The organism is Thermomonas sp. (genome assembly GCF_023953935.1).
Lineage (GTDB): Bacteria > Pseudomonadota > Gammaproteobacteria > Xanthomonadales > Xanthomonadaceae > Thermomonas.
This window is the reverse complement of the sequence record NZ_JAMLIW010000006.1, coordinates 160,777-184,650: the sequence shown is the minus strand read 5'-3', so window position 1 is coordinate 184,650 and position 23,874 is coordinate 160,777. Positions and strand designations below refer to the sequence as shown.

Annotated in this window: 16 protein-coding genes, 1 pseudogene and 1 riboswitch; of the genes and pseudogenes, 6 read left to right on the top strand and 11 right to left on the bottom strand. The window is 66.3% G+C overall.

The window, feature by feature from the left end:
• Positions 1–117: riboswitch (SAM riboswitch) on the bottom strand.
• Between the two features lie 99 nt (positions 118–216).
• Positions 217–1,047 (top strand): M23 family metallopeptidase, encoded by an 831-nt coding sequence (locus M9902_RS08785; protein ID WP_297222307.1) that lies wholly within the window; start codon positions 217–219, stop codon positions 1,045–1,047.
• 6 nt (positions 1,048–1,053) lie between these two features.
• Here M9902_RS08785 and M9902_RS08780 read toward each other — a convergent pair whose 3' ends face one another.
• The gene (locus M9902_RS08780; protein ID WP_297222305.1) at positions 1,054–3,450 is read right to left on the bottom strand and encodes a serine/threonine-protein kinase; all 2,397 of its coding nucleotides are present in this window, start codon (positions 3,448–3,450) and stop codon (positions 1,054–1,056) included.
• A gap of 57 nt (positions 3,451–3,507) precedes the next feature.
• Between M9902_RS08780 and M9902_RS08775 the strand changes: the two genes are divergently transcribed.
• On the top strand, positions 3,508–5,103 hold the full coding sequence (locus tag M9902_RS08775; protein WP_297222302.1) for a peptide chain release factor 3: 1,596 nt from the start codon (positions 3,508–3,510) through the stop codon (positions 5,101–5,103).
• Between the two features lie 28 nt (positions 5,104–5,131).
• Here M9902_RS08775 and M9902_RS08770 read toward each other — a convergent pair whose 3' ends face one another.
• Genes M9902_RS08770 through mtgA form a run of 3 tightly spaced genes read right to left on the bottom strand, consistent with a single transcriptional unit; the run spans position 5,132 to position 7,387 of the window.
• Entirely contained in the window at positions 5,132–5,560 is a 429-nt protein-coding gene (locus M9902_RS08770; protein ID WP_297222301.1) for a CBS domain-containing protein, read from the bottom strand.
• Complete coding sequence (locus M9902_RS08765; protein WP_297222299.1) at positions 5,535–6,581, bottom strand: glycosyltransferase family 2 protein; 1,047 nt, start codon at positions 6,579–6,581, stop codon at positions 5,535–5,537. The genes M9902_RS08770 and M9902_RS08765 overlap by 26 nt, the downstream gene beginning before the upstream one ends.
• A 50-nt stretch (positions 6,582–6,631) precedes the next feature.
• Positions 6,632–7,387, bottom strand: coding sequence for a monofunctional biosynthetic peptidoglycan transglycosylase (mtgA, locus tag M9902_RS08760; RefSeq protein WP_297222297.1), 756 nt, complete (start codon positions 7,385–7,387; stop codon positions 6,632–6,634).
• A 392-nt stretch (positions 7,388–7,779) separates the two neighbouring features.
• On the opposite strand from mtgA, the gene M9902_RS08755 reads away from it, so the two are divergent.
• Together M9902_RS08755 and M9902_RS08750 are read left to right on the top strand one after the other, a co-directional pair.
• Entirely contained in the window at positions 7,780–8,676 is an 897-nt protein-coding gene (locus tag M9902_RS08755) for an Hsp33 family molecular chaperone HslO (RefSeq protein WP_297222295.1), read from the top strand.
• A 187-nt stretch (positions 8,677–8,863) separates the two neighbouring features.
• Positions 8,864–9,736: a hypothetical protein gene (locus M9902_RS08750; protein WP_297222294.1), complete on the top strand. Its 873-nt coding sequence runs from the start codon at positions 8,864–8,866 to the stop codon at positions 9,734–9,736.
• A 34-nt stretch (positions 9,737–9,770) separates the two neighbouring features.
• Here M9902_RS08750 and M9902_RS08745 read toward each other — a convergent pair whose 3' ends face one another.
• From M9902_RS08745 to M9902_RS08725, 5 genes are all read right to left on the bottom strand, one after another.
• Positions 9,771–11,360 (bottom strand): sulfotransferase, encoded by a 1,590-nt coding sequence (locus tag M9902_RS08745; protein ID WP_297222292.1) that lies wholly within the window; start codon positions 11,358–11,360, stop codon positions 9,771–9,773.
• A 13-nt stretch (positions 11,361–11,373) separates the two neighbouring features.
• Positions 11,374–12,960: a tetratricopeptide repeat-containing sulfotransferase family protein gene (locus tag M9902_RS08740; protein ID WP_297222289.1), complete on the bottom strand. Its 1,587-nt coding sequence runs from the start codon at positions 12,958–12,960 to the stop codon at positions 11,374–11,376.
• Between the two features lie 101 nt (positions 12,961–13,061).
• The gene (locus M9902_RS08735) at positions 13,062–16,196 is read right to left on the bottom strand and encodes a TonB-dependent receptor (RefSeq protein ID WP_297222287.1); all 3,135 of its coding nucleotides are present in this window, start codon (positions 16,194–16,196) and stop codon (positions 13,062–13,064) included.
• Between the two features lie 188 nt (positions 16,197–16,384).
• A complete protein-coding gene (locus M9902_RS08730; RefSeq protein ID WP_297222285.1) occupies positions 16,385–18,211 on the bottom strand; it encodes a phosphoenolpyruvate carboxykinase (GTP) in 1,827 nt (608 codons plus the stop codon).
• 66 nt (positions 18,212–18,277) lie between these two features.
• The gene (locus M9902_RS08725) at positions 18,278–18,853 is read right to left on the bottom strand and encodes a TetR/AcrR family transcriptional regulator (RefSeq protein ID WP_297175755.1); all 576 of its coding nucleotides are present in this window, start codon (positions 18,851–18,853) and stop codon (positions 18,278–18,280) included.
• 180 nt (positions 18,854–19,033) lie between these two features.
• On the opposite strand from M9902_RS08725, the pseudogene M9902_RS12035 reads away from it, so the two are divergent.
• Positions 19,034–21,508, top strand: a pseudogene (locus M9902_RS12035) (acyl-CoA dehydrogenase).
• Between the two features lie 3 nt (positions 21,509–21,511).
• A complete protein-coding gene (locus tag M9902_RS08700) occupies positions 21,512–21,976 on the top strand; it encodes a hotdog fold domain-containing protein (RefSeq protein WP_343231879.1) in 465 nt (154 codons plus the stop codon).
• A 3-nt stretch (positions 21,977–21,979) separates the two neighbouring features.
• On the opposite strand, the gene M9902_RS08695 is transcribed toward M9902_RS08700, so the two are convergent.
• Together M9902_RS08695 and M9902_RS08690 are read right to left on the bottom strand one after the other, a co-directional pair.
• Positions 21,980–22,330, bottom strand: coding sequence for a DUF1304 domain-containing protein (locus tag M9902_RS08695; RefSeq protein ID WP_297222280.1), 351 nt, complete (start codon positions 22,328–22,330; stop codon positions 21,980–21,982).
• 39 nt (positions 22,331–22,369) lie between these two features.
• The gene (locus tag M9902_RS08690) at positions 22,370–23,794 is read right to left on the bottom strand and encodes an MFS transporter (protein ID WP_297222278.1); all 1,425 of its coding nucleotides are present in this window, start codon (positions 23,792–23,794) and stop codon (positions 22,370–22,372) included.
• Between the last annotated feature and the right edge of the window lie 80 nt (positions 23,795–23,874).

Genomic DNA, 23,874 nt, shown 5'->3' with positions numbered 1-23,874 from the left:
CACCCATCTTTCGGCGAGCCCGTGGCCCCCGCAGGAATTGGCACCTTGCGGCTCGCACGCGAGCCACCGGTTGCCCCGGCTTCAAAGGGCCTGCCCCTCCGCCGGTCTTGATGGATTCGGCCAGTGTGCGCGCGGTTTTCCTGATTGTCAATCGCTTTATGCGAATGAAGCGATGGCATATTCGGCCGCCGCGACCGGCTGCGGCATACTGGCGCGATGTGGCCTCGTTTCCTTGCTTCGATCTGCCTTGCCCTGTATGCCTGCCTGCCCGCGCTGGCCCGCGAGCGGCCGGCCGTGGACGTGCCCACCGTCACCGTCCAGCGCGACGCCGTCGCCCGCCTGCGGATCGTGGCCACCGACGGCAGTTATGAGGCCTGGGCCGACAACCTGCTGCCTGGTCCGATCGAGGTCCGCCTCGATGTTGAAGCCGGCACACGGCCGCAGGCGCAGCCCGCGCTGCCGGCGCGCGCCAGCGTGCCGGCAGGCGGCAGCGTCCTGCTCACCCGGCTGCGCCCTCCGCCGGCCCGCGAAGGCAGGATGCAGCTGCGTCTGAACGGCGTGCCCGGCAGCAGCAATGCCAAGCCGCGCGACATCACCTACCTGCTGCCGCTGCGGCTGGACGCGCCGCGCATCGACCAGGGCTTCGACGGCCGTTTCAGCCACGACAGCGACGAGAACCGCTACGCGCTCGACTTTGCCGCGCCAGTCGGCACCCCGGTGCTGGCCGCCCGCGCCGGCATCGTGCTGCAGGTCGAAACCGGCTATCGCGGCGGCAGCCTCGACTACGCCCGCGACGCGGCCCGCGCCAACTTCATCCGCATCCTGCACGACGACGGCACGATGGCGCTGTACGGCCACCTCGCCTCTGGTGGCGCGCAGGTCGTGCCGGGCCAGCGGGTCGAAGTCGGCCAGCGCATCGGCAGCTCCGGCAACACCGGCTACAGCAGCGCCCCGCACCTGCACTTCGTGGTCCAGGTCAATCGTGGCGGACAGCTGGTGTCGATCCCATTCCGGATGCAGGACGTGGCGATCCCGACGCGCCGCTGAGCCGGCTCACTCAAGCCTGCCGCCGGCACGCACCGTTTCGGCAAACGTGCGATTGCGTTTGCTGCGCTCGTGGTCGGGCCCCAGCTTGGCGTCCAGCAGCGGCTGGGCGGCAGCAAACGCCGCCAACGCGTCTTCGCGCTTGCCGGCACGGCCAAGCACGCGACCGAAATTGCTGCGATAGACGCCCATCAACGGGTGATCTTCCGCCCCCAGCAGTTTCGGCCCATCGGCCAGTACCGAGCGCATCAACGGGATGGCCTCGTCGTAATGCCCGCGCCTGGACAGCAGCAACGCCAGGTCATTGCGGACGATCAACAGCAGCGGATTGGTTTTGCCCTTCAGCGCCTCGAGCAACTCACGCAGCTGGGTCTCGGATTCATCCAGTCGCCCCAAATCCTCCAGCGCGTAGGCGCGGTCGTGCATGGCGTTCAAGGTCAATGACGCATTCGGACCCAAGCGCTCACGGGTGGCGGTCACCAGTTGGTCCAGCATCGGTTCGGCCTCTGCCTGCTTGCCGCGCTGGATCAGGATCACCACCAGATTGTTGAGCGTGGTCAGGGTCGAAGGGTGGGTCTCGCCCAGGCTCTTGCGTCGGGCCGCCAGCACTTCCCGGGTGATGGCTTCGGCCTGGTCGGGATGGCCCAGCTGCTGCTCAACCGCACCGAGCAGGTTGTAGCTGTACAAGGTCAGCGGATGCTCGGCCCCAAAACGCTTGCTGCGGCCCTGCCAGGCCTGCCGCGCAAGCGGCTCGGCAGCGGCGGCGTCGCCGCTGGTGAACAGCATCGAGGCGTGGTTGTGCAAGGCCGCCAAGGTATCCGGCGCGTCCACGCCCAGGCTCCGGCGGGCCATTTCATGGACAGAACCAGAGACCGCCAGCGCATCCTGGCTGCGGTGGGCGTTGCCAAGCAAGGTCACCAGCGCGGTCCCCACCTCGACCTGCAATTTTTCATTGCGCAGGTTCTTGGCGACGGCAAGGATGCGGCGCAGTTCCGCCTCACCCGCATCGACCTGACCGATGCCGCCTCGTGCCAGCGCCTCGTTGGCGGCCGCGCTCAGGGTCTCCACGGCATTGGCGCCATTGCGACGCACGGACAATGCATGCGCCTGCTTGAACCGCTGGTAGGCGCGCTCGGACTCGCCCAGGTGCAGCAAAGCGCCGCCGATCGTGGTGGCCAGAATCTGCCGGACCTCCGCCGGCAGCTTGGCGCCCTGATTCTCGAAGTCACGGTCCGTTGCTTGCAGCCATTCGCGCAGGCTGATGTCGGAGCCCTCGCCTTCGTCGGGATCGGCCGATTGCAGCATGGTGTTGAGGAACCCGTTCACCGCCTGCAATTCATTTGCCCGCGCCTGTGATTCGGCCAGGGCCGCGCGGGCGCGTTGCGCCGCCAGGGTGCTGATGACGGTCGCCGATACCAGCGAGATGAAGATCACCGCCACCGCCGCGCTCAGGGCGCGGTTGCGGCGGATGAAGCGGCCGCTGCGGTAGCTCCAGGTGGGCGCGCGCGCCTTGATCGGGCGCGAGGCCAGCACCGCTTCCAGATCGTCGGCGAAAGCCGCCGCCGTGTCGTAGCGCTGCGACGGCTCGGACGCCAGCGCCTTCATCACCACCAGACTGAGGTCGCCGCGCGCGGCGCGGTTGATGCGCCCGAGCGGGGTCGGCTCCTCGCGGCGCACGATCATCAGCGCTTCGATCAGCGAGGAAGTCGACAGCCCCGGATGCGGCAAGCGGCCCGCCAGCAGCTCGTAGCCGATCGCCCCCAGCGCATACACGTCACTGCGCGCATCGGCCTCGTTGGCATGGCCTTCCAGCTGTTCCGGCGCCATGTACGGCAGCGAGCCCATCACCTGGCCGGCGCGGGTCATGCCGGCCTCGGCCTCGTCCTGCAGGCGCGCAATGCCGAAATCGAGGATCTTCGGCTGGCCGTGCTCATCGACCAGAATGTTCGACGGCTTCAGGTCACGATGGACGATCCCGCGCCGATGCGCGTAGTCCACCGCCTGCGCCAGCTTGACCAGCAATCCGATTCGCGTCCGCAAGTCCGGTTGTTCGCGTTCCAGATAGCCGCGCAAATCGGGACCACGCACGTATTCCAGCGCAAACCATGGCGACGGCAGCCCGCCGACCGTGTCTTCGCCGGCGGCATAGAGCCGAACGATGCCGGGGTGCTCGAGCTGGCCGAGGATGGTGATCTCGCGGCGGAAGCGATCCAGCGCGGCAGAGGAAATCCCGCGCACCACCTTGATCGCCACCTCGCGCGCCGGATGGGTTTCGCGCGCCAAGTACACCCGCCCCATCGCGCCCTCGCCCAGCAACCCGGTGACGCGGTACGGGCCGATCGAACCCGGCAGTCCAGCGGCGCGCTGTGCTTCTTCATCCAACGCGTGGGTGGGGTCGTCGTGCATGGCTCCGGCCACAGTCAGCGGTTCCGGCCATCCTGCCCGCGCCGGTATAATTGTGCAATGTCAGACGTTGCCTCCGAAGCCGCGCGCCGCCGCACCTTCGCCATCATTTCCCACCCCGACGCCGGCAAGACCACGCTGACGGAGAAGCTCCTCCTGTTCGGGGGTGCCATCCAGATGGCCGGTTCGGTCAAAGGCCGCAAGGCTGCGCGCCACGCGACCTCCGACTGGATGGCGCTGGAGAAGGAACGCGGGATTTCGGTGACGAGCTCGGTGATGCAGTTCCCTTACGAGGGCCGCATCGTCAACCTGCTGGACACCCCGGGCCACGCCGACTTCGGCGAAGACACCTATCGCGTGCTGACCGCCGTGGACAGCGCGCTGATGGTGATCGACGTGGCAAAAGGCGTGGAAGAACGCACCATCAAGCTGATGGAAGTCTGCCGCCTGCGCGACACCCCGATCATGACCTTCGTCAACAAGCTCGACCGCGAGGGCAAGGATCCGATCGAGTTGCTGGATGAAATCGAGTCCGTGCTGGGCATCCAGTGCGCGCCCGTCACCTGGCCGATCGGCATGGGCAAGCGTCTGAAAGGCGTGGTGCATCTGATCACCGGTGAGGTGCATTTGTACGAGCCGGGCCGCAACTTCACCCGCCAGGATTCCACCATTTTTCCGTCGCTGGACGATCCGGGCGTGTTCGCCGCGATCGGCCAGGAGTTGCTGAACGAAGTGCGTGAACAGCTGGAACTGGTGCAGGGCGCCTCGCATCCGTTCGATCCGGCCGCCTATCGGGCCGGCAAGCAATCACCGGTCTTTTTTGGTTCCGGCGTCAACAACTTCGGCGTGCAACCGCTGCTGGATTTCTTCGTCCAGCACGCGCCCGCCCCCGGCACCCGCGCCACCACCACCCGCGCGGTTGCGGCGACCGAGCCGAAGCTGACCGGCTTCGTGTTCAAGATCCAGGCCAACATGGACCCGATGCACCGCGACCGCGTTGCCTTCATGCGTGTGTGCTCGGGCAAGTTCACGGCCGGCATGAAAGCCTTCCACGTGCGAAGCGGCAAGGACGTGAAGCTGGCCAATGCGCTGACCTTCATGGCCAGCGACCGCGAGATCGCCGAGAGCGCCTTTCCGGGCGACGTGATCGGCATCCACAACCACGGCACCATTTCCATCGGCGACACCTTCAGCGAAGGCGAGAAGCTCTCCTTCACCGGCATTCCCAATTTCGCGCCGGAGTTGTTCCGCCGCGCGCGCCTGCGCGACCCGCTCAAACTCAAGCAGCTGCAGAAGGGTCTGGCCCAGCTGTCGGAAGAAGGGGCCACCCAGTTCTTCAAGCCGCTGATGAGCAACGATTTGATTCTCGGTGCGGTGGGCGTGCTGCAATTCGACGTCGCCGCCTACCGGCTCAAGGACGAATACGGCGTCGAGGCCATCTTCGAACCGGCGCAAGTCGCGACCGCACGCTGGATCCGCTGCCCGGACGAGAAAACCCTCGACGCGTTCCGCGACAAGCACGCGCTGCACCTGGCCATCGACGCCGCCGGTGAGCTGGTGTATCTGGCGCCGAGCCGGGTCAACCTGCAGCTGGCGCAGGAGCGCGCGCCGAACGTGGAGTTTTTGGCCACCCGTGAGCACGCGCAGGCGGTTTGACTCCTCCCGGACTTTCGCGCTCGCACCGCTACGAGGCGATATACCGCTGCAAATGATCGATATCCTGCTGCTGCATCTCGATCACCGCCTTGACCAGGTCGCCGATCGACAGCACTCCGACCACGCGCTCCCCATCCAGCACCGGCAGATGGCGGATGCGGCTGTTGGTGACCAGCTCCATGCAATGTTCGGTGCTGTCGCTGGGGGTCACCGTGACGACCTGTGCGGTCATGATGTCACGCACCGGCGTGTCCTTCGATGAACGCCCCTGCAGGACGATTTTTCGGGCGTAATCGCGTTCGGAAATGATGCCGGCCAGGCGCGGCCCTTCCATCACCAGCAGCGCGCCAACCCGGCGTTCGGCCATCATCCGGATCGCATCGATCACCGGTGCATCCGGGGTGATCGAAAACACGTCCGCGGGCTTGCCTTCAAGCAGCTGTCGTACCGTGCGCATCGCAGTCCTCCTTGCCATCGTCCAGACCGGGGGCCAGAGCGGTGGCCCGGGTCGAGGATAGCGCGTTTGCCGGCTGCCAGGCATCCACCAGATACAGCGGCCGCTGCTTGGATTCCTCGTACATCCGACCCAGATATTCGCCGAGGGTTCCCAGCGCCATCAGCTGGACGCCGCCGAGGAACAGGATCACCGCCATCATCGTCGGCCAGCCGGCCACCGGATCGCCCCACAGCAGCGCCTTGACGATCACGACCAAGCCGTAGCCGAAAGCCAGCGCGGCGGTGGCAAATCCGAGGTAGGTCGACAGCCGCAGCGGCACCGTGGAAAACCCGGTGATGCCTTCCAAGGCAAAATTCCACAGCCGCCAGACGCTGAACTTGCTGCGTCCGCCCGAACGCGGACCGCGTTCGTAGGGAATGGCGGTGCGGTTGTAGCCGATCCAGCCAAACAGGCCTTTCATGAAGCGATGCCGCTCACGCAATCCGCGCAACGCCGCCAAGGCGCGCGGCGACAGCAGTCGGAAATCGCCGGCGTCACGCGGGATCGGCGTGCGCGAGAGCAGGCCGATCACCCGATAGAAGCCGTGCGCGCTGGCGCGCTTGAACACGCCCTCGCCCGCGCGCGCAAGGCGCATGCCGTAGACATCGTCGAAACCTTCCCGCCATTTCGCCACGAACTGCGGAAGCAGCTCCGGCGGATCCTGGCCATCGGCATCGAGAATGAGAGCGGCGCCGCGCTCGACCCGATCCAGCCCCGCGGTCAACGCCGCCTCCTTGCCGAAATTGCGCGACAGCCGCAGCAGCGCCACCCGCGCGTCCGCCTGCGCGAATTCCTGCAACAGCGCCCAGGTGCCATCACGGCTGCCGTCATCGACGAACAGCGCGCGCGCTTCCAGCCCTTCGGCCTGTGCCGCATCGAGCGCGGCGCGGATTCGCGGCCACAGGCACGGCAATGCCTCCGCCTCGTTGAAAGCGGTGATTACCAAAGTCAGGCAGCGGTCTTCGACAGCGATCTCGGCCATCGCGGGAGTATGCCAGCCCGCTTCCCGGTCCAGCGTCTCGATCCAGCGTCTCAGTCCAGCGCGCGCAGATAGCCGGTGCCGCCAATCATCCGCATCTGGCGCTGGATCGCCGCCGCCCGCCGCGTGACGTACGGTCCCGGCGCGGCGGCACTGTAGCGGCGCGGGCTGGGCAATACCGCCGCCAGCCGCGCCGCTTCGGCCGGGCCCAGCCGCGCCGCGTCCTTGCCGAAGAATCGCCTGGACGCGGCTTGCGCGCCGTACACCCCGTCGCCGAATTCGGCGACGTTTGCATAGATTTCCAGAATCCGCCGTTTCGGCCACAGCACCTCGATCAGCGCCGTGTACCAGACTTCCAGCCCCTTGCGCAGCCAGCGGGTCGCCCCCGTGCCCTGCCACAGGAACAGGTTCTTGGCGGTCTGCTGGCTGATCGTGCTGGCCCCGCGCAGGCGCTTGACCGGCGTGCCGCGCCGCTGCGCGCGTTCGGCCATCTTCTGGTTGTGCGCCTGGGCGCGCTCGATGGCAGCGAAATCAAATCCGTTGTGGGTCGCGAAGTTCTGGTCTTCGGCCGCCACCAGCGCCACCGGCAAATTGGGGGAAATCACATCCAGGTCACGCCAGTCGTTGCTGATGCGGAAACCGGGGTTCCCCGTCAGTGCTTCACCCAGCCAGCGCTCGATCATGAACGCCGACAGCGGCGGATCGATGAAACGCAGCGCCAGCACCTGCGCCACGCTGACCACCACGAACAGCAGCGGCAGCTTCCACCAGAACCCGCGCAAGCGACGTTTCCATTTGCCTTCCACCATGCCTAGCCGACCCATCATCGCCCCAACCCGTCGGGGATTATCCCCCGTCCGGAACATGCCCGTCTCCAGCCCCTCACCCCAACCCTCTCCCCGACGTCACGGGGAGAGGGAGACGAGTCACCGCGCTCTCCCTTCTCCTCCATCGCGAAACAGAAGGAAGACGGTGAGAAGAAGGAAGATCGAGCACCGCACCCCGTCTCTTCCTTCTCCCCATCCCGGATTGGGAGAAGGTGGCGCGCAGCGCCGGATGAGGGGCGCGTCTGGCGCAGCCCCGATGTCGGGCGCGTTTCGCGCAGCGTCGGACGCAGGCCAACGCGCTACTGCGGCAAACGCCAATTCCCGGGTATCTTCATCAGGCGCGGCCAGATCGCCGCAAGCCGGATTGACGCTCCATGAGTTCCAGCGACGACACCCTGCTGCGTTTTCTCCTGCCCAGCGCCGGCGTGCGCGGCGTTGCGGTACGCCTGGATGCCAGCTGGCAAACGCTGGTCGCGCGCAGCAGCCCTCCCGCAGCGACGGCCGAACTGCTCGGCCAGGCCTGCGCGGCGTCGGTTCTGCTGACCGCGCACGTCAAGATCAAAGGCCGGCTTTCGCTCCAGTTGCGCGGCGGCCCGATTGCCACCCTGTTTGCCGAATGCACCGCCGATGGCGCCATCCGTGGCATCGTCCGCCTGCGTGAAGGTGAAACCGTCCTTCCGCCCGACCTGCGCATGCTGGGCAAGGACGCGCTGCTGGCCATCACGATCGAAAACCCCGGTTTGACTGGACACGATGGGCGGCGCCAGGTCGGAATGGTGCGGCCCGCCGGTGCCCGTCTCGATGCGGCGCTGGAAGCCTATTTCCTGCAATCCGAACAGCTGCACACCCGGCTCCACCTGGCCTGCAATACCGAGGTGGCCGCCGGCCTGCTGCTGCAAAAGCTCCCCGGCTCCAGCGACGATGCCGACGGCTACCCACGCGCCAGCGCCCTGTTCGAAACCCTGCGCGATGACGAGCTGTTCACGCTCGCGCCCATGGAGATCGTCCACCGCTTGTTCCACGAGGAAGCCCCGCAACTGTTGGGTGAATCCGGGCTGCACTTCGGCTGTTCCTGCTCGCGTGAACGGGTGGCCGACGTGCTGATCGCGCTCGGCCGCGAGGAGGCCGATGCCGCAGTTGCCGCAGGCGGCGGCCAGGCCATCGTCGACTGCGAGTTCTGCGGCCAGACCTACAGCTTCGACGCCGACGCCATTGCCGCCCTGTTCGCGCGCCAGGCCGGCGCGCTGCCGGGGGCACCGGGGCTGCAGTGAACCTGCGGCCACGGTTCCTTGCGCTGTTGCGGCTGGTGGGCCCCAAGGGCTGAACCAGGGCCTGAACGGCGGACAACCCGACGCAACCGAAGCGTCGAGTGAACTTGTTAAAGAATCATAAATCGACTATGCTCCCGGCAAGCCCGACTGGAACTTTTCGGCCGCTGCCGGGGTCGATTCCACCAGCATGAAACTGCGCGTCCTGCCACTTGTCGCTGCCACCCTCGCACTGGCTTTCGCCAGCGGCGCGGCGCGTGCGCAAAGTGCCCCGGCAGGCCACGCCAACGCCCGCGCCGTTCCGGTCCTGAACAAGGACAGCGGCAAGCTCGAGGCCGTGCTCTATCTTGAACCCGCCAACGCCAGCGTCGCCACCGGCGCGCGCTGGCGCTTCGGCAGCACCACGCTGGAAGCCACCTACGGGCTGCAAAACGGCGGCTCGCTGGCCCTGCTGTGCGATCGCCAGAGCGGCGCCGTTCCGGCCATGGGCCAGCTCGCCAGCAATTGCGTGCTCGCTGCGCTCGAACCCGGCCGCCCCGGCGCCGCGCTCAGCCGGCGCACGACGGTGGGCGCGAACCTGACCCGTGGCGCTACCCGCGTCGGCGCCAGCTTCGGCAGCGGCCATGACATCGTGCCTTCCTGGGTTGCGCCCGGCCAGCTCGGCGGCGCCCGCTACAGCCAGAACGATTTCTCCCTGTTCGCCGAACACGCCATTAGCCGTGAAGGCTTCGTCAGCGTCGGCGGTACGATCGCCCGCGCCCGCCTGGTGCCGGCTTCCGCCGTCCCGCAGCTGGCCGACCAGTGGAACAGCCGCAGCATCAGCATCGGCGGCGGCTACGGCAACTTCAGCGCCAACATCGTCGGCCGGGTGGTCAACGTGCCCGGCCAGAGTGAAGTGTGGAAGGGCCTGGGCCTCGGCCTGACCTGGCGCACGCCCTGGAACGGCCAGCTCACCGTCGGCGCCGACAACGTCGTCACCCGCGGCAAGAACCCGTTCTCGGCCGGCGCCGAGACCGAAGAAGAAGGCGCCGTGCCCTACGTGCGCTACCAGCAGGATCTTTGATCCGCAACTGCTGCGCCACGCCAAGCCGCGGCGGTCAATCCGCGCTTCCGATCTCGATTCCCCCTGCCTGCAGCGCTTCCCGCAGCGGCTGCAAATGCCGCGCATAGGGAACCCACTTGGGCACCGCCCGCTTGCGCACGCCATCGCGAACCTGCACCGCACTTGCGGTGGCAACTGCGCGCGTGCTGCTGCGGGTGTCGGTCATCGCATCGATGAACTCGATCCCGCAAAACGCCGCCACCTCCCGCATGACCGCCGCCGGATCCTCGGTCAGCCGGGCATAGTCCACGTCGAGGATTCGCCCGGGAAATGCGCGCTGCCAATGCGCCATCAACCGACGGTACTGGATGAAGTAATCGGCGAGCTCGCGTTGGTCATAGGAATACGGATTGGCTTCCGAAAACAGCTCGCGCAGGTTGGAGAAGCACGTCTCCATCGGGTCGCGCACCATGTGCAGGATTTTCGCCTGCGGCAAGGCCTTGCAGATGAAACCGATGTTGAGGAAGTTGGACGGCAACTTGTCGGTGAAGAAGGGCTCTTCGCCAAGCCGCCAGGCCATGCCTTCCAGATAGCGGCGGCCCACCTCGGGGAAGTCGACCGCACCTGCACGCGCGACGATGGTGGTATCGATGACGCCCTTGCAGTGATGGTCGGTGCCATAACGCATGGCGCTGGTGAAGTCATACAGCTCGCCGACCGCACGCACCTCGGGGCTGGCGGCCAGCAACTGTTCCAGCAAAGTGGTGCCGGAACGATGCATTCCGACGATGAAAATGGGCGTTCGGTCAACCGGCGACGCCAACGGCTGTGGCGCAGCAAGCGGCATGGCCATGAGCCCGGCGAACAGGGCGCGGCTCTCGTCCGGCTTGTAATTGAGTGACCGTCGGCGCGCCGCACAGGCGGCTTCCAGTGCCTGCCATGCGGCCTCGTAGTCGCCAAGACCATCCAGCATTCGATGCAGCGCCATCTGCAACAGGACCCGCTCCAGCTCCGGCCGGTTGGGGCGCTGCAGCTGCGCACGAACCTGCTCGACATGACGGGTTGCTCCGTCGCTCCCTGGCAACTGCGCCAGCAGCCACCAGCCTTGCGCCAGCTCCGGCGCACGCTTGAGGCAGCGATCGATGTCCGCGCGCGCTTCTTCAAAACGGCCCAGATACAGCAAAACCTGACCGCGTGCGAGCAGCGTGGCCGGATATTCGGGATCACCGCGCTTCGCCTCGTCCAGCAGGCGGATCGCCTCACCCTGCAAATTGAGATAGCTGAATTGCGCGGCACAGGCCAACAGCAGTGGAATGGGCAACCTGGACAGCGGTCCCAATCCGGCGAAATATCGCTTGAATGCTTCAGCTTCGTTGAACGTGCGCAAGCGGGCGACCAATTCCTTGACCGTCTCCGCGTCGCGAGGCCGCAGCCGCGATGCTTGCACGGCATAGTCGCGCGCCGGCCGGTAGCGACCGGCCAATGATTCAACGTAGGACAACTGCACGAACGGCCTGGGGTCGTCGGGGCGGGCTTCGGCGAACCGGGTGAAACAGCCGATGGCCTGATCCCACTGCTGCGCGTTGGCATGCGCCTCCGCGCGTGCCCACAGCTGCTTGAGGTCGCTGTCCGTCAGCTTCGGCACACGCCCTCCGGGATCACGCGGCATCGGAGAGCAGCGGCGCAAGCCGTTCGCGCAGCGGGGCGAGTTGCGCCTCGTAGTGACGCCAGGCCCCGATGCCGCGGGTGTTGATGGGCTGCCGCACCTGTGAGGTGCTGGCTGTCAGCACCGGCATCTTGTTTTTGGTGATGTCGACCTGTTCGACCTGGAACGGCAGACCGCAGAACTCCATCACCTGACTGCCGATGCGTTCCGGATCCGAGACCAGATCCTCATAGCCGACTTCCATGTAGCGCCCTTGCAGTGTCCTTCGCCAATGGGCGGAAAGCTGGTCGAACCGCAGGTAGTAGTCGGCCAGCTCGTCCAGCGCGTAGCTGTAGCCAAACGCATTGTTCATGAACAAATTCTTGAGATTCGAGAAGCAGGCGTCGAGGGGGTTGCGGCGCATGCACAGAATCTTCGCCTGCGGCAACGCCCGCGCCATGAAACCGGAATAAATGAAATTCAGCGGGTTCTTGTCGACGTGGAAGCGCTTGTCTCCGCGCCGCGACGCCGTCCGGTGGAGATAGCCCTCTCCAACCTTGCGCCATTCCACGTCCTGGACCCGATCCAGGAACGCCGTCTGCAGGAAATCACCGATGAACTGATCGGTCTCCCAGCTGAGCATGTCCGAGAAATCGCTGAGTTCCCCGAGTGAGGCCAGCCCCGGGCTGGCGCCCACGATGCGTTCCAGCAAGGTGGTACCGGTGCGCGGCATGCCCACGATGAAGATCGGGACCGGCAGTTCAGCCGCAACTTCTGCCCCGGCGCTGGACGCAACCGGCGGCGTCATCGCGATCAGGCGCTCGAACCCATCCTGTTCTTGCTGCGACGAATAGCGCAGGTGCTTGCGCTTGATTGCCGCGCCTGCCGCAAGATGTTCCCACGCTTGCGCGCGGTCGCCCGCATCGTCGAATTCCTTGAACAGCGCATAGTGCAACTGCGGTTGGTACTGGGAGTCGTTCGCAAACGCCTTCTGGGCGCGCTGGAGTCGAGGCACCCGGGCGCGCGGTGGCGTGGATTTCTCGTGGTAGGCAAGCGCGTAGTGGGCATCGAAATTCCTGGGATTGAGCTGAAGGCAGCGCTCGTACTCCGCCGTTGCCTCCGCCATGCGCCCGGCATACTGCAGCGCGCGCGCGCGGGTGAAGCTCAAGGCATCGCTGGGCTGCACGCGCGGCAGCACGCGTTCATCGATCAGCCGGATCGCCTCCGGCACCCCGCCCACCAGGGTGAGATATTTGGCGAGGGTCGGCGCATTGCGCACGACTTCGGGGGCGGTCCAATCCGCCGAACCGATGAGGTCTTTGACCAGCTCACGTTCGTTGAACTGCATCAGCAGGGTCGTCACCGCCAACAAATCCGCCAGCCGCGCACCGCGGACTGCTTCCGCGCAGATCAGCGCATGCTGGCGCGCCAACCGATAGTGGCCCTGTGTCTGCGCAATCGCGCACAGCCGGATCCGGACATAGAGGCGCTTGGGGTCCTGCGCCAGCAAGTTGTCATAAACCGCTTGCGCCGCCGGCACGTCGCCCGCGTTTTCCAGTTGCCTCGCCTCACGCCACTTGCGATCAAACTCCGGGTCCATGTTGGCTCTCGTTGCAATTGTTGGATTGTAGCAATTCGTGCTTTTTGCCAAAAAAACGGCCGCCCGAAGGCGGCCGTTGAAGATGCAGCAAGTGCGCTCGATCAGAAGTCGTACTGCACCATCAGCTGGACATAACGCGGGGTCAGCGTCGACAGCGGCAGCATGTAGGTCGGCAGGGCGAGACCACCCGTCGGATCTTCCGCCGTTTCCGAGACCGAGGTGGTCTGCTGGCTGTTGAACAGGTTGAAGATGTCCACCTTGAACTGCAGGCCCTTCAGCCAGTCCGGCGTGTAGGAGACGTTCAGGTCGAACTGGTGGGTCCACGGCAGCCGGCCCATGGTGCCGCGCGGCACCGGGACCGAATTCTGCATGCGGGCGTCGCCAGTCGGGCTGCACTCCATGAACGACGACCCGTAGGCGTGCGGGCTGTAGTTGTAGTTGACGACGTTGCCGTTGGCGTCATAGGTAGGCGGCAGCGGGTTGTTGTCATGCACGCCGAAGCAGTTCAGCGGACGGCCCGACTGCACCACGGCGTTGAAACCGACCGACCACTCGTCGTTGAACTTGTAGTTGCCGAACAGCTTGAAGCTGTGGCGGCGGTCGTTCGGCAGGTAGCCGTAGGTGTTCACCGTCAGCTCGTAGTAGTCGAAGTCCTGGGTGGTGCTGGTGTCATCCTGACCGATATCCGACTTGACGCCACCTTCGGTGTTGCCGCGCGAGCTCGACCAGGTGTAGCTGCCCTGCAGGAACAGGTGGTCGGTGGTGTAGGTGAACGAGGTCTCCAGGGCCGAGTAGGTACGCTTGGCCTTCGGCGACAGCAGCGAGCCGGGCACGTGCACCGGCTTCAACTGGCCGTTGCCGAGGAAGTCGGTCATGAACACCGCGTCCTCACCCGGGTTGAACAGGCGGCAGTACGGGAAGCCGGAGTTCGGCAGGTTGGCCGCGTTGCCGTTGGCGTCATACCACCACGAACCGTTGAAGGTGAAGCCCGAATCCGGCGAGTTCAGCACCGCGCTGTAATCGCAGTTGTCGTCGATCGCCGCCTTCAGGTTGCGGTAGACGCCGCGCATGGTCATCGACAGGTTGTCGGTGAGCTGGCGCTGGAAGCCGAGGATGAACTCGTCCTGGTACATCGGCTTCAGGTTCTGCGAAGCGATGGTCGCGGCGGTCTTCGGGTTGCCGTCTTCCGAGTTGATGAAGATCATGCCGCCGGTCGGAACCGCGTTCAGCGGCGCGCCGGTCACCGGATCCACCACGAAGGTGGTGCCACCCAACGAATTCGGGTTGAGCGGGTCCGGACGGAAGTTCTGCTGGGTGAACAGCGAGGCCGAAGCGCCGCGGACGGCGACGGTCGGGGTCAGCGGCAGCGCGTAGCGGCCGGCGTTGCCGAACACCTTGAACGACGAGTCACCGTTCACGTCCCAGCTGAAGCCCAGGCGCGGGCCAAGCTGATTGTTGATCTTGACATAGGTCTGGCCGGCACCGTTGATGTTCTCGAAGGTGTCCCAGCGCAGGCCGATGTAGGCGATGAAGTTGTCGGTGATGCTCCAGCTGTCTTCGATGTAGAAGGCGTGCTGCTTGACCTTCACAGTTGCGCCCTGGGCCACGTAGCGCAGGCGTGCGCGATCCTGGATCACGCCACCCACGGAAGTGGTGGTGTAGCGCCACTGGTAGCCGCCTTCGTACTGCGAGCCGGCCACCGAGGTGTAGCTGTCGGCGTCATAGCCGAAGCGCAGCAGGTGGTTGCCCAGCGACCATTCGCCGTCGACGCGGAACTGGGTGCGCTTGTCACCGTTGTTCACGCCATCGATCATGCCGTTGAACACCGCGCAGCCCGTGTAGGCACCGGTGGCGGTCTGGCGCCAACCCGGACGAGCATCAGTGACGATCGAGCAGGCCGTGTGCGGGGCATTGCCCGGCACCGGCACGGTGAAATGCCCGTCGTAGGTCACCTTGGTGCCGTTCGGTGAAACCAGGTAGTTCATGCGCGAGTAGGTGCTGTGGCCCCCCAGCACGGACAGGGTGAAGTTGTCGGTCAGATAGCCGGTGTACTTCAGGATGTAGTTGTTGCCGCCGGACTCATCTTCCGAACGCCCCATGTAGGTCGTACGATCGAGTTGTCCCATGGTATTCCGATAGGTGGCGGTGTAACCACGGGACTTGTCGGAGAAGCCGGTGAATTCCAGCAGGTGGTTGTCGGAAATATTGAAGTCCAGCTTCAACAGCCACTGCGGCGAGCGCGAGCTGCTGTGCGAGTTGGTCGTGGAGAGCAGGCTGCCCCAGCTGTCGCTGCTCGAACGCGCGTAGGTGATCATCGCGTAGGCGAACAGGCGATCCTGGATCAGCGCGCCGCTGGCCCAGATATTGGTGCGCCAGGAATCGGCCTCGTCCCGGGTATTGACGTCGTACACGTTGCCGTAATCAAGCGGCGTCAGTGGGTTGGCGTAGTAGCGCGAACGACGCTCCGAACGCAGACCGTCCGGGATCCAGTAGACGTTGGCGCCGGCGTGGAACTCGTTGGTACCGCGCTTGGTGATCTGGTTGACCACGCCGCCCAGCGAACGCCCGAATTCCGCGCCGTAGCCGCCGGTCTTGATCTGCTGCTCGGCGATGGCTTCGAACGGAACCTGCGCGAAGTTGAGGTTCTTGAAGGTGTTGGTGATGTTGAAGCCGTTCAGGTAGTACTGGTTTTCCGCGACGGACGCGCCGCCGAAGGAGGCCAGGTTGCCGAACGCGCTGTCGCCGCGGACGGTGCCCGGGGCCAGCAGGGCAACGGCCGTGGTGTTGCGGGCCACCGGGATGCGCGCGATCTGCTGCGCGGTCAGGATGGTGGTGGACTCCACCGAGGAGACGTCGATCGGATTGATCGCGCCGGTGCCCTGGGCAACCACGGTCTCCAGCTGGGTGGCGTCGCCGCCGCCGGCTGCAACGAAATCAACGCTGGTCGCGCCGCCGACGGTGACACGGACGCTGCGCGTCGCCCCGCCGTTGCGCGCCACCTCGTAGTCGCCGGTCGGCAGCTGCGAGAAGCGGTAGATGCCGCTGGAATCGACCGTGATGGTACGGCTGAACCCGGTGGCCGGATTGGTGACGGTGATGGTGTCGCCGGCAGCAGCACGACCGGTGACCGCACCTGCCGCGTTGGTCTGCGCCTGCACACCGCCAATGAAGCACAGACCCAGGGCAACTGCGAGTGCGCTCTGCTTCAGGCCTTTGGCAAGGTAGTTGGAAGCCATTTGATGTAACCCCCTTAGGGACGAAGTGACTAGAAAGGTGAACCAGAAAGGTGTACCAGCACGCCCGACCTGAGACGGCCTGACCTGCCGACTATAGACCAGACAACATTTCTTTAACAAGCCCCTCAGGGCGTATTCACGAAAATCTTTGCGTATTCAGGTTCGGTGCAGCGGAATTGTGCGCTGCATCACTCTTCCAGGGCGCGGGCAATCTGCTGTTGTTCGGCCGCCAGCGCCGGTGGCACGCGCCCGCCGTAGCTGGCCAGATACTCCCCGATGCCGGCAAATTCTGCCTGCCAGCCTTCGCGGTCGAAGCCCAGCAGCTTGCTGCGGGCCTCCTCCGACAGGGTGATGCCGGCCAGATCCATCTCGGCCTCGACCGGCAGCAGGCCGATCGGGGTCTCGATGGCGCCCGCCTTGCCTTCCACCCGCGCCAGCATCCATTCCAGCACGCGCAGGTTGTCGCCGAAGCCCGGCCACAGGAACTTGCCATCGCTGCCCTTGCGGAACCAGTTGACGTGGAAGATTTTCGGCAGCTTCGCGCCCGGCTGGTCGAACGACAGCCAGTGGCCGAAGTAGTCGGCGAAGTTGTAGCCGCAGAACGGCTTCATCGCCATCGGATCGCGACGCAGCACGCCGACCGCGCCGGTCGCCGCCGCAGTGGTTTCCGAACCCATCGACGCGCCGACCAGGACACCATGCGTCCAGTCGCGTGCTTCGAATACCAACGGCACCAGCGACGCGCGCCGGCCACCGAAGACGATCGCGCTGATCGGCACCCCCTGCGGGTCTTCGGTCATCGGCGAATAGCTCGGGCACTGGCGCGCGCTGACGGTGAAGCGCGAGTTGGGATGCGCGGCCGGGCGCACGGCCGGATCAAACGGCTGGCCCTGCCAGTCGGTGACGGGCGTCTGGCCGTTGTCGATGCCTTCCCACCAGGGCTGGTTGTCGGCGGTGACGCCGACATTGGTGAAGATGGTGTTGGACTGGATCGTGGCCAGCGCGTTCGGGTTGGATTTCTTCGAGGTGCCCGGCGCAACGCCGAAGAAACCCGCCTCGGGATTGATCGCGTAGAGCTGGCCATCGGCGCCGGGACGCATCCAGCAGATGTCATCGCCCACCGTCCAGATCTTCCAGCCCGCCTGCCGGTAGCCTTCCGGCGGGATCAGCATGGCGAGGTTGGTCTTGCCGCAGGCCGAGGGGAACGCGGCGGCGATGTAGCGAGTGACGCCCTGCGGGTTTTCGACGCCGAGGATCAGCATGTGCTCGGCCAGCCAACCTTCGCTGCGCGCCTGGTACGAGGCGATGCGCAGGGCATGGCATTTCTTGCCAAGCAGGGCGTTGCCGCCATAGCCGGAGCCGTAGGACTTGATCGTCAGCTCCTCGGGGAAGTGCATGATGAAGCGGCGGTTCGGATCCAGTTCGCCGGTCGAGTGCAGGCCCTTGACGAAGGTGCTTGCCCGTTCGCCGCGCGCGGCACCCTCGGCGCCTTCGCGCTCGATCCGGGCCAGCGCCGGTGCGCCCATCCGGGTCATGATCCGCATGTTGGCGACGACGTAGGGCGAATCGGTGATCTCCACGCCGCACCGCGCCAGCGGGGAATCAATGGGGCCCATGCAATAGGGAACGACATACAGCGTGCGGCCGCGCATGCAGCCATCGAACAGCGCATCGATCTTCGCGTGGGCTTCGGTGGGGGCCATCCAGTGATTGTTGGGGCCGGCGTCCTCGCGTTCGGGGGTGCAGATGAAGGTCAGGTGTTCCACCCGCGCAACGTCCTGTGGGTTGGAACGATGCAGCCAGCAGTTCGGGTGAGTCTGCGGGTTGAGAGCAATCAGGGTGCCGTCGGCCTGCATCTGCGCGTTGAGCGCGGCGCTTTCCGCCTCGCTGCCATCGCACCAGTGGATGGCGTCAGGGCGGGTCAGCGCGGCGACGGCGTTCACCCAATCGGCAAGCGCCGCCAGCGAGGTGCCGGTGCCGCTGACCGTCGGCGGGGTCGGGGATGCTGCATCCATGAAACGTGCCTCTGCCCGGGTGGGCGTTGATTCGAAAAATTGGAGATGGCGCGACGGGGGACGTGCTTACGCCCGCGGGATCAGCGTCGCCATGATGTGATCGATGTAGCCGGCGAAGTCCTCGCTCTGCTCGCGCTGCCGGAACTTGGGCAGTTCCAGCTGCAGGAAGCCAACGTACACCGCATAGGCCATCCGCGCTCGCCGCAGCGCATCACGTTCAGCCAGGCCGGCGTGGCGGAACGAATCGAACAGGAAGCCGATCCGGCGCTGCAGGACATTGTCGAGCACGCTGCGGATCGCCGGGTGTTCGGCCGCCTTGAGCAATTCGGAATAGATGACGTGGGTCTTGGTGTGGAAGCGCACCATGTTGAACAGGGTGCGCAGGCGCTCGCCGGCGTCGCTGATCGAACCCAGCGCGCCGTAGGCGGCCTGTTCGTCGCGCTCCCAGCGCTCCAGCGCCGCCTGCAGCAAGGCGTCGCGTGACGGGAAGTGCCAGTAGAAGCTGCCCTTGGTGACGCCCAGTCGACGCGCCAACGGCTCGACCGCCACCGCCGCGACCCCGGCCTCGGCGATCTGCTCGAGCGCCTCGCGGGTCCAGTCGTCCACGCTCAGGCGCGGGCTGCGTGTTGCGGTATCGGTCATCGGGATTCCTGATTCCATACGGTGACACCACGAACGGTATGCTGAGCCATTGCTCGACTTTTGTACGTTAGAAGTTCGCATGCAGATCACATACCGAAAGGTATGGTATTGGCGGGCAAGGCGTGATGCAACGCCACCCGCGGCCCGCACTGATTCCGGAGCCCCGACATGAGCCCCATCCTGAGTATTTCCCTGCCGATCCTCGCCGTCCTGCTGGCCACGGCTTTTGCCGCTTACCACCGCCTGCGGTTGGCCGTCTGGGCGGCGCTGAGCGCGACCCTGCTGGTCGGCTGCTGGCTGCTGGGAGCCAGCCACGTCGCGGTGATCGTGATTGCCGCGCTGGTGGCATTGCTCGCCATCCCGCTGCTGATCCCGACCATTCGCAAGCCGCTGCTCACCGCCCCGGCGCTGAAGTTCCTGCGCAAGGCACTGCCGCCGCTGTCGCAAACCGAGCGGATCGCGCTGGAGACCGGCTCGGTCGGCTTCGAGGGCGATCTGTTCTCCGGCAAGCCGGACTGGCGCAAGCTGCTGGGCCATCCCAAGCCGCAGCTGTCGGCCGAAGAGCAGGCCTTCCTCGATGGCCCGGTGGAGACCCTGTGCCGGATGATCGACGACTGGGACATCACCCACGTCCGCGCCGATCTGTCGCCCGAGGTCTGGGACTTCATGAAGAAGCAGCGCTTCTTCGGCATGATCATTCCGAAGGAATACGGCGGACTCGGCTTCTCCGCGCTGGCCCATCACAAGGTGATCCAGAAGGTCGCCTCGATCAGTTCGGTCGCCAGTGCCACCGTCGGCGTGCCCAATTCGCTCGGCCCCGGCGAGCTGATCCATCGCTACGGCACGAAGGAACAGAAGGACTACTACCTGCCGCGCCTGGCCTGCGGGCCAGGACGTGCCCTGCTTCGGCCTGACCGGTCCGTTCGCCGGCTCCGACGCCACCTCGATCCCGGACTTCGGCATCGTCTGCAAGGGCCAGTGGAACGGCGCCAACGTGCTGGGCCTGAAGCTCACCTTCGACAAGCGCTACATCACCCTGGCGCCGGTGGCCAGCCTGATTGGCCTCGCCTTCCGCATGTACGACCCGGACGGCCTGCTCGGCGATACCCGCGACATCGGCATCACCCTGGCCCTGCTGCCGGCAGAGACGCCGGGGTGGAAGTCGGGTCGCCGCCACTTCCCGCTGAACTCGCCGTTCCAGAACGGCCCGATCCACGGCAAGGAAGTGTTCATCCCGCTGAGCCAGCTGATCGGCGGCCTCGACATGGCCGGCAAGGGCTGGAACATGCTCAACGAATGCCTCGCGGTGGGGCGTTCGATCACCCTGCCCTCCACCGCCAGCGGCGGTGCCAAGTCGGGCGCGGTGGTGACCGGCGCCTATGCGCGCATCCGCAAGCAGTTCGGGCTGTCGGTGGGCCGCTTCGAGGGCGTGGAAGAAGCGCTGGCGCGGATCGGCGGCAAGGCCTATGCGATCAGCGCGCTGTCGCAGGCCACGGCCGCGGCGGTGGATCGCGGCGACGTGCCGTCGGTGCCGTCGGCCATCGCCAAATACCACTGCACCACCGCGGCCCGCGAGATCAGCAAGGACGTGATGGACGTGATCGGCGGCAAGGGCATCATCCTCGGCCCGCACAACTTCGCCGGGCGCTCCTGGCAGGCCGCGCCGATCGCCATCACGGTCGAAGGCGCCAACATCATGACCCGCAGCCTGCTGATCTTCGGCCAGGGCTCGATCCTCTGCCATCCGTACATCCTCAAGGAAATGCGCGCGGCGCAGGACCCGGACGCCAAGGCCGGGCTGGACGCGCTGGACGCGGCGCTGTATCCGCACATCGGCGGCGCGATTTCCAACGCGGTGCGCTCGCTGTGGTTCGGCCTGACCGGCTCACGCCTGCAGTCGGTGGCCGGCGATGCCTACACGAAGAAGTTCTTCCGCAAGCTCAACCGCTACGCCGCCAACCTCGCCCTGCTGACCGACATTTCGCTGGGTGCGCTGGGTGGCCGACTGAAGTTCAAGGAATCGCTGTCGGGGCGGCTGGGCGACGTGCTCAGCCATCTGTACATGATGGGCGCGGTGCTCAAGCGCCATCACGACGAAGGCTGCCCGGAGGCCGACAAGCCGCTGCTGGCCTGGGCCTTCCACAACAGCGCGTATGAAATCGAGCTGGCGCTGTCGCAGGCGCTGCGCAACTTCCCGATCAAGCCGCTGGGCTGGCTGCTGTGGCCGCTGGTGTTCCCGTTCGGCCGCCGTGCGGTGGCGCCGGGCGATCGCTTGTGCCGGCGCGTGGCGAGCGCTGCTGATGAATCCGAACGAGGCGCGCGAGCGGCTGGCGCAGGGCGTGTTCCTGACCCCCGGTGCGCACAATCCGGGCGGCCGCATCAACAGCTATCTGGAAAAGGCCATCGCCGCCGAGCCGGTCGAGCGCAAATTCCTCAAGGCGCTCAAGACCAAGGACATCGAGGCGCTGGATTTCGCCGCCAGCTCGACGAGGGCGTGCGCGAGGGCTGGATCACCTGGAGGAACGCAAGCAGCTGGAAGAGCTGCGCGTCCTCACCCTGGACACGATCACCGTGGACGATTTCGACCCGCACGAGCTGCGTTCCGCCGGCTACTACGATCTGCATGCAAGGCGCGAACGCCGCGCGGTGGCCTGACCGATGCCGTCGGTGCTTGCGCTGTATCGGCGGCTGGCCGGCTGGCCGGCGGGGCGCTGGCTGTTCTCGCGGCTGGTGTGCCTGAAGGCGCCGTATTTTTCCAGCATCGCGCCGCGGATCGTCGTGCTGGAACCGGGACGCGGGATCGCCACCCTGCGCCATCGCCGCGCGGTCACCAATCACATCGGCACCGTGCACGCGATCGCGCTGTGCAACCTGGCTGAGTTCGTCGGTGGCCTGACCTGCGACGTCAGCATTCCGCCGACGATGCGCTGGATCCCCAAGGGCATGACGGTGGCCTATCTGAAGAAAGCGGCAGGCACGATGCGCGCCACCGCCACGCCGGCGTTTCCGCCGCGCGAATCGAAGGAAGGCTACGACTTGCCGTTCGAGGTGGTGGTGGAAAACCCGGCCGGCGAAGCGGTGTTCAAGGCCAGCATCTCGATGTGGGTGACGCCGAAGGCTTGAACTTCAAGCCCAGAAGACTGCCGCCAGCGCCGCCAGCGCCGGCACGCCCTGCACGAAGAAAATCCGCCGGTTGACGCTGTACGCGCCGTACAGCGCGGCGACGACCACGCAGCCGAGGAAGAACAACGCCAGATCGTGACGCGCGCTCACCGCGGCCCAGAGCAGGCCGGCGGCAAGGAAGCCGTTGTACAGGCCCTGATTCGCCGCGAGCACGCGGGTGATCTCGGCGTTTTCCGGCGTGTTGCGGAAGGTCTTCAGGCCCAGCGGGCGGGTCCACAGGAACATTTCCAGAAGCAGGAAATACAGGTGCAGCGCGGCGACCGCAGCCGTCAGTATCCGTGCGAGCAACAGCATGGCCACACCTCCCTGCGCCTGTACCGCAACCGTATCAAATCACCCGGGTTTCGCATCCGATTCCACTGCGCCCTGCCGCTGCGAACGGCCGGCGTTGCCGGGTGCGCCCGCTTCAGCCCGACGCGCCAGCGCCCAGCCGACCCAGCCCGAAGCCGCGGCCGCCAGCGCGCCCAGCCAGCCGAAGGTGGCCGTCACCGCGCCCAGTGCGCGCAAGCCGTTCATCGAGGTCGCCACCACCACGTCGCCGGCGCGCCAGACCGCGGTATCGACGGCGTTCTTGCCCTTGTAGCGCAGTTCGCGCGGCACCAGGGTGTACAGGCTCTCGCGCGCCGGCTGGACCAGGCCATAGGCGCCACTGCGGGTAACGATCAGCACCATCACCGCCAGCGACAGCCCACCCAGCCAGCCCACCGAAATGTCCCCGAGCACGCCCAGCAGCACCAGCACGATTACGCTGGCGGCCGCCCACACGGCGATCACCACGCCCGCGCCGTAGCGGCGCAGCAGCCAGCGGGTGAGCGTGAGCTGCATCCCCAGCTGCAGCAGGTTGGTCGTCAGATCCACCAGCGAAGCGGCAAAGGTGCGCGCCTGCGCCGCGGTCAACGTGGCCGCGTCGTTCCACGGCAGCATCCCGTACAGGCTCACCACCAGCTGATGGAACTGCGAGGGCTGCGTGACGTCCCGCGCGAACGCCGCGCCCAGACTGTCCACGTAGAGGGCATAGGCGATCGTTCCCAGCGCATCGCCCAGCACCATCAGCAGGGCCATGCCGCGGATGAACGGGTGCGCGAACACCTGCCGCAGGCCGTCGAACATGCTGCCGCCGACCGCCGCCTCGTGCGCGACGTCGCCGCGGTTGGCCCCGTGCCGGCGCGACCACCGCCCCAGCAGCAGCACGCAGCCCAGCGCCGCGCACAGCAGCAGCACCGACACCACCAGCAGCGGCGCCACGCCCAGCACACCCACCAGCGCCGAGGTGAGGACAGGGCCGGTGATCGCCCCGATCGCCCCGCCGGTGGCGATCAGCGGAAAGACGCGCCGCGCCTGCTGCTCGCTCCAGATGTCGGACATGAAGCTCCAGAACACCGACACCACGAACAGATTGAACACGCTGACCCAGACGAAGAACACGATGCCCAGCGCCCTTGGGCTGAGCAGGCCCTGGGCGGTGAACAGCGGCACGAAAGCGAGCAGGCAGGTGATGAAGAACAGGTACACCACCGGTACCACGATCCGCCGCGGCCAGCGCGAGGCCAGCCAGGCGAAGATCGGGGTGAGCGCGAGCGTGGCGACGAAGGTGGCGGCGAAAAACCACGGCAGCTGGGTGGAGCCGACCGCGGCGGAAAGTTGTTCGCGCACCGGGCGGATGACGTAATAGGCCGCCAGAACGCAGAAAAAGTACAGGAAAGACAGGGCCGCAGCCTGCCGCTCGCCGGGTTCGATGCGTTGTTGCGCGCCTGCCATTGCGCAAGCACGCTACCGGCGTGACCGTGATCGCGCAAGCCGTTGCAGCGCAGCCGAGCATTTGCTCTAACCGCACCGCA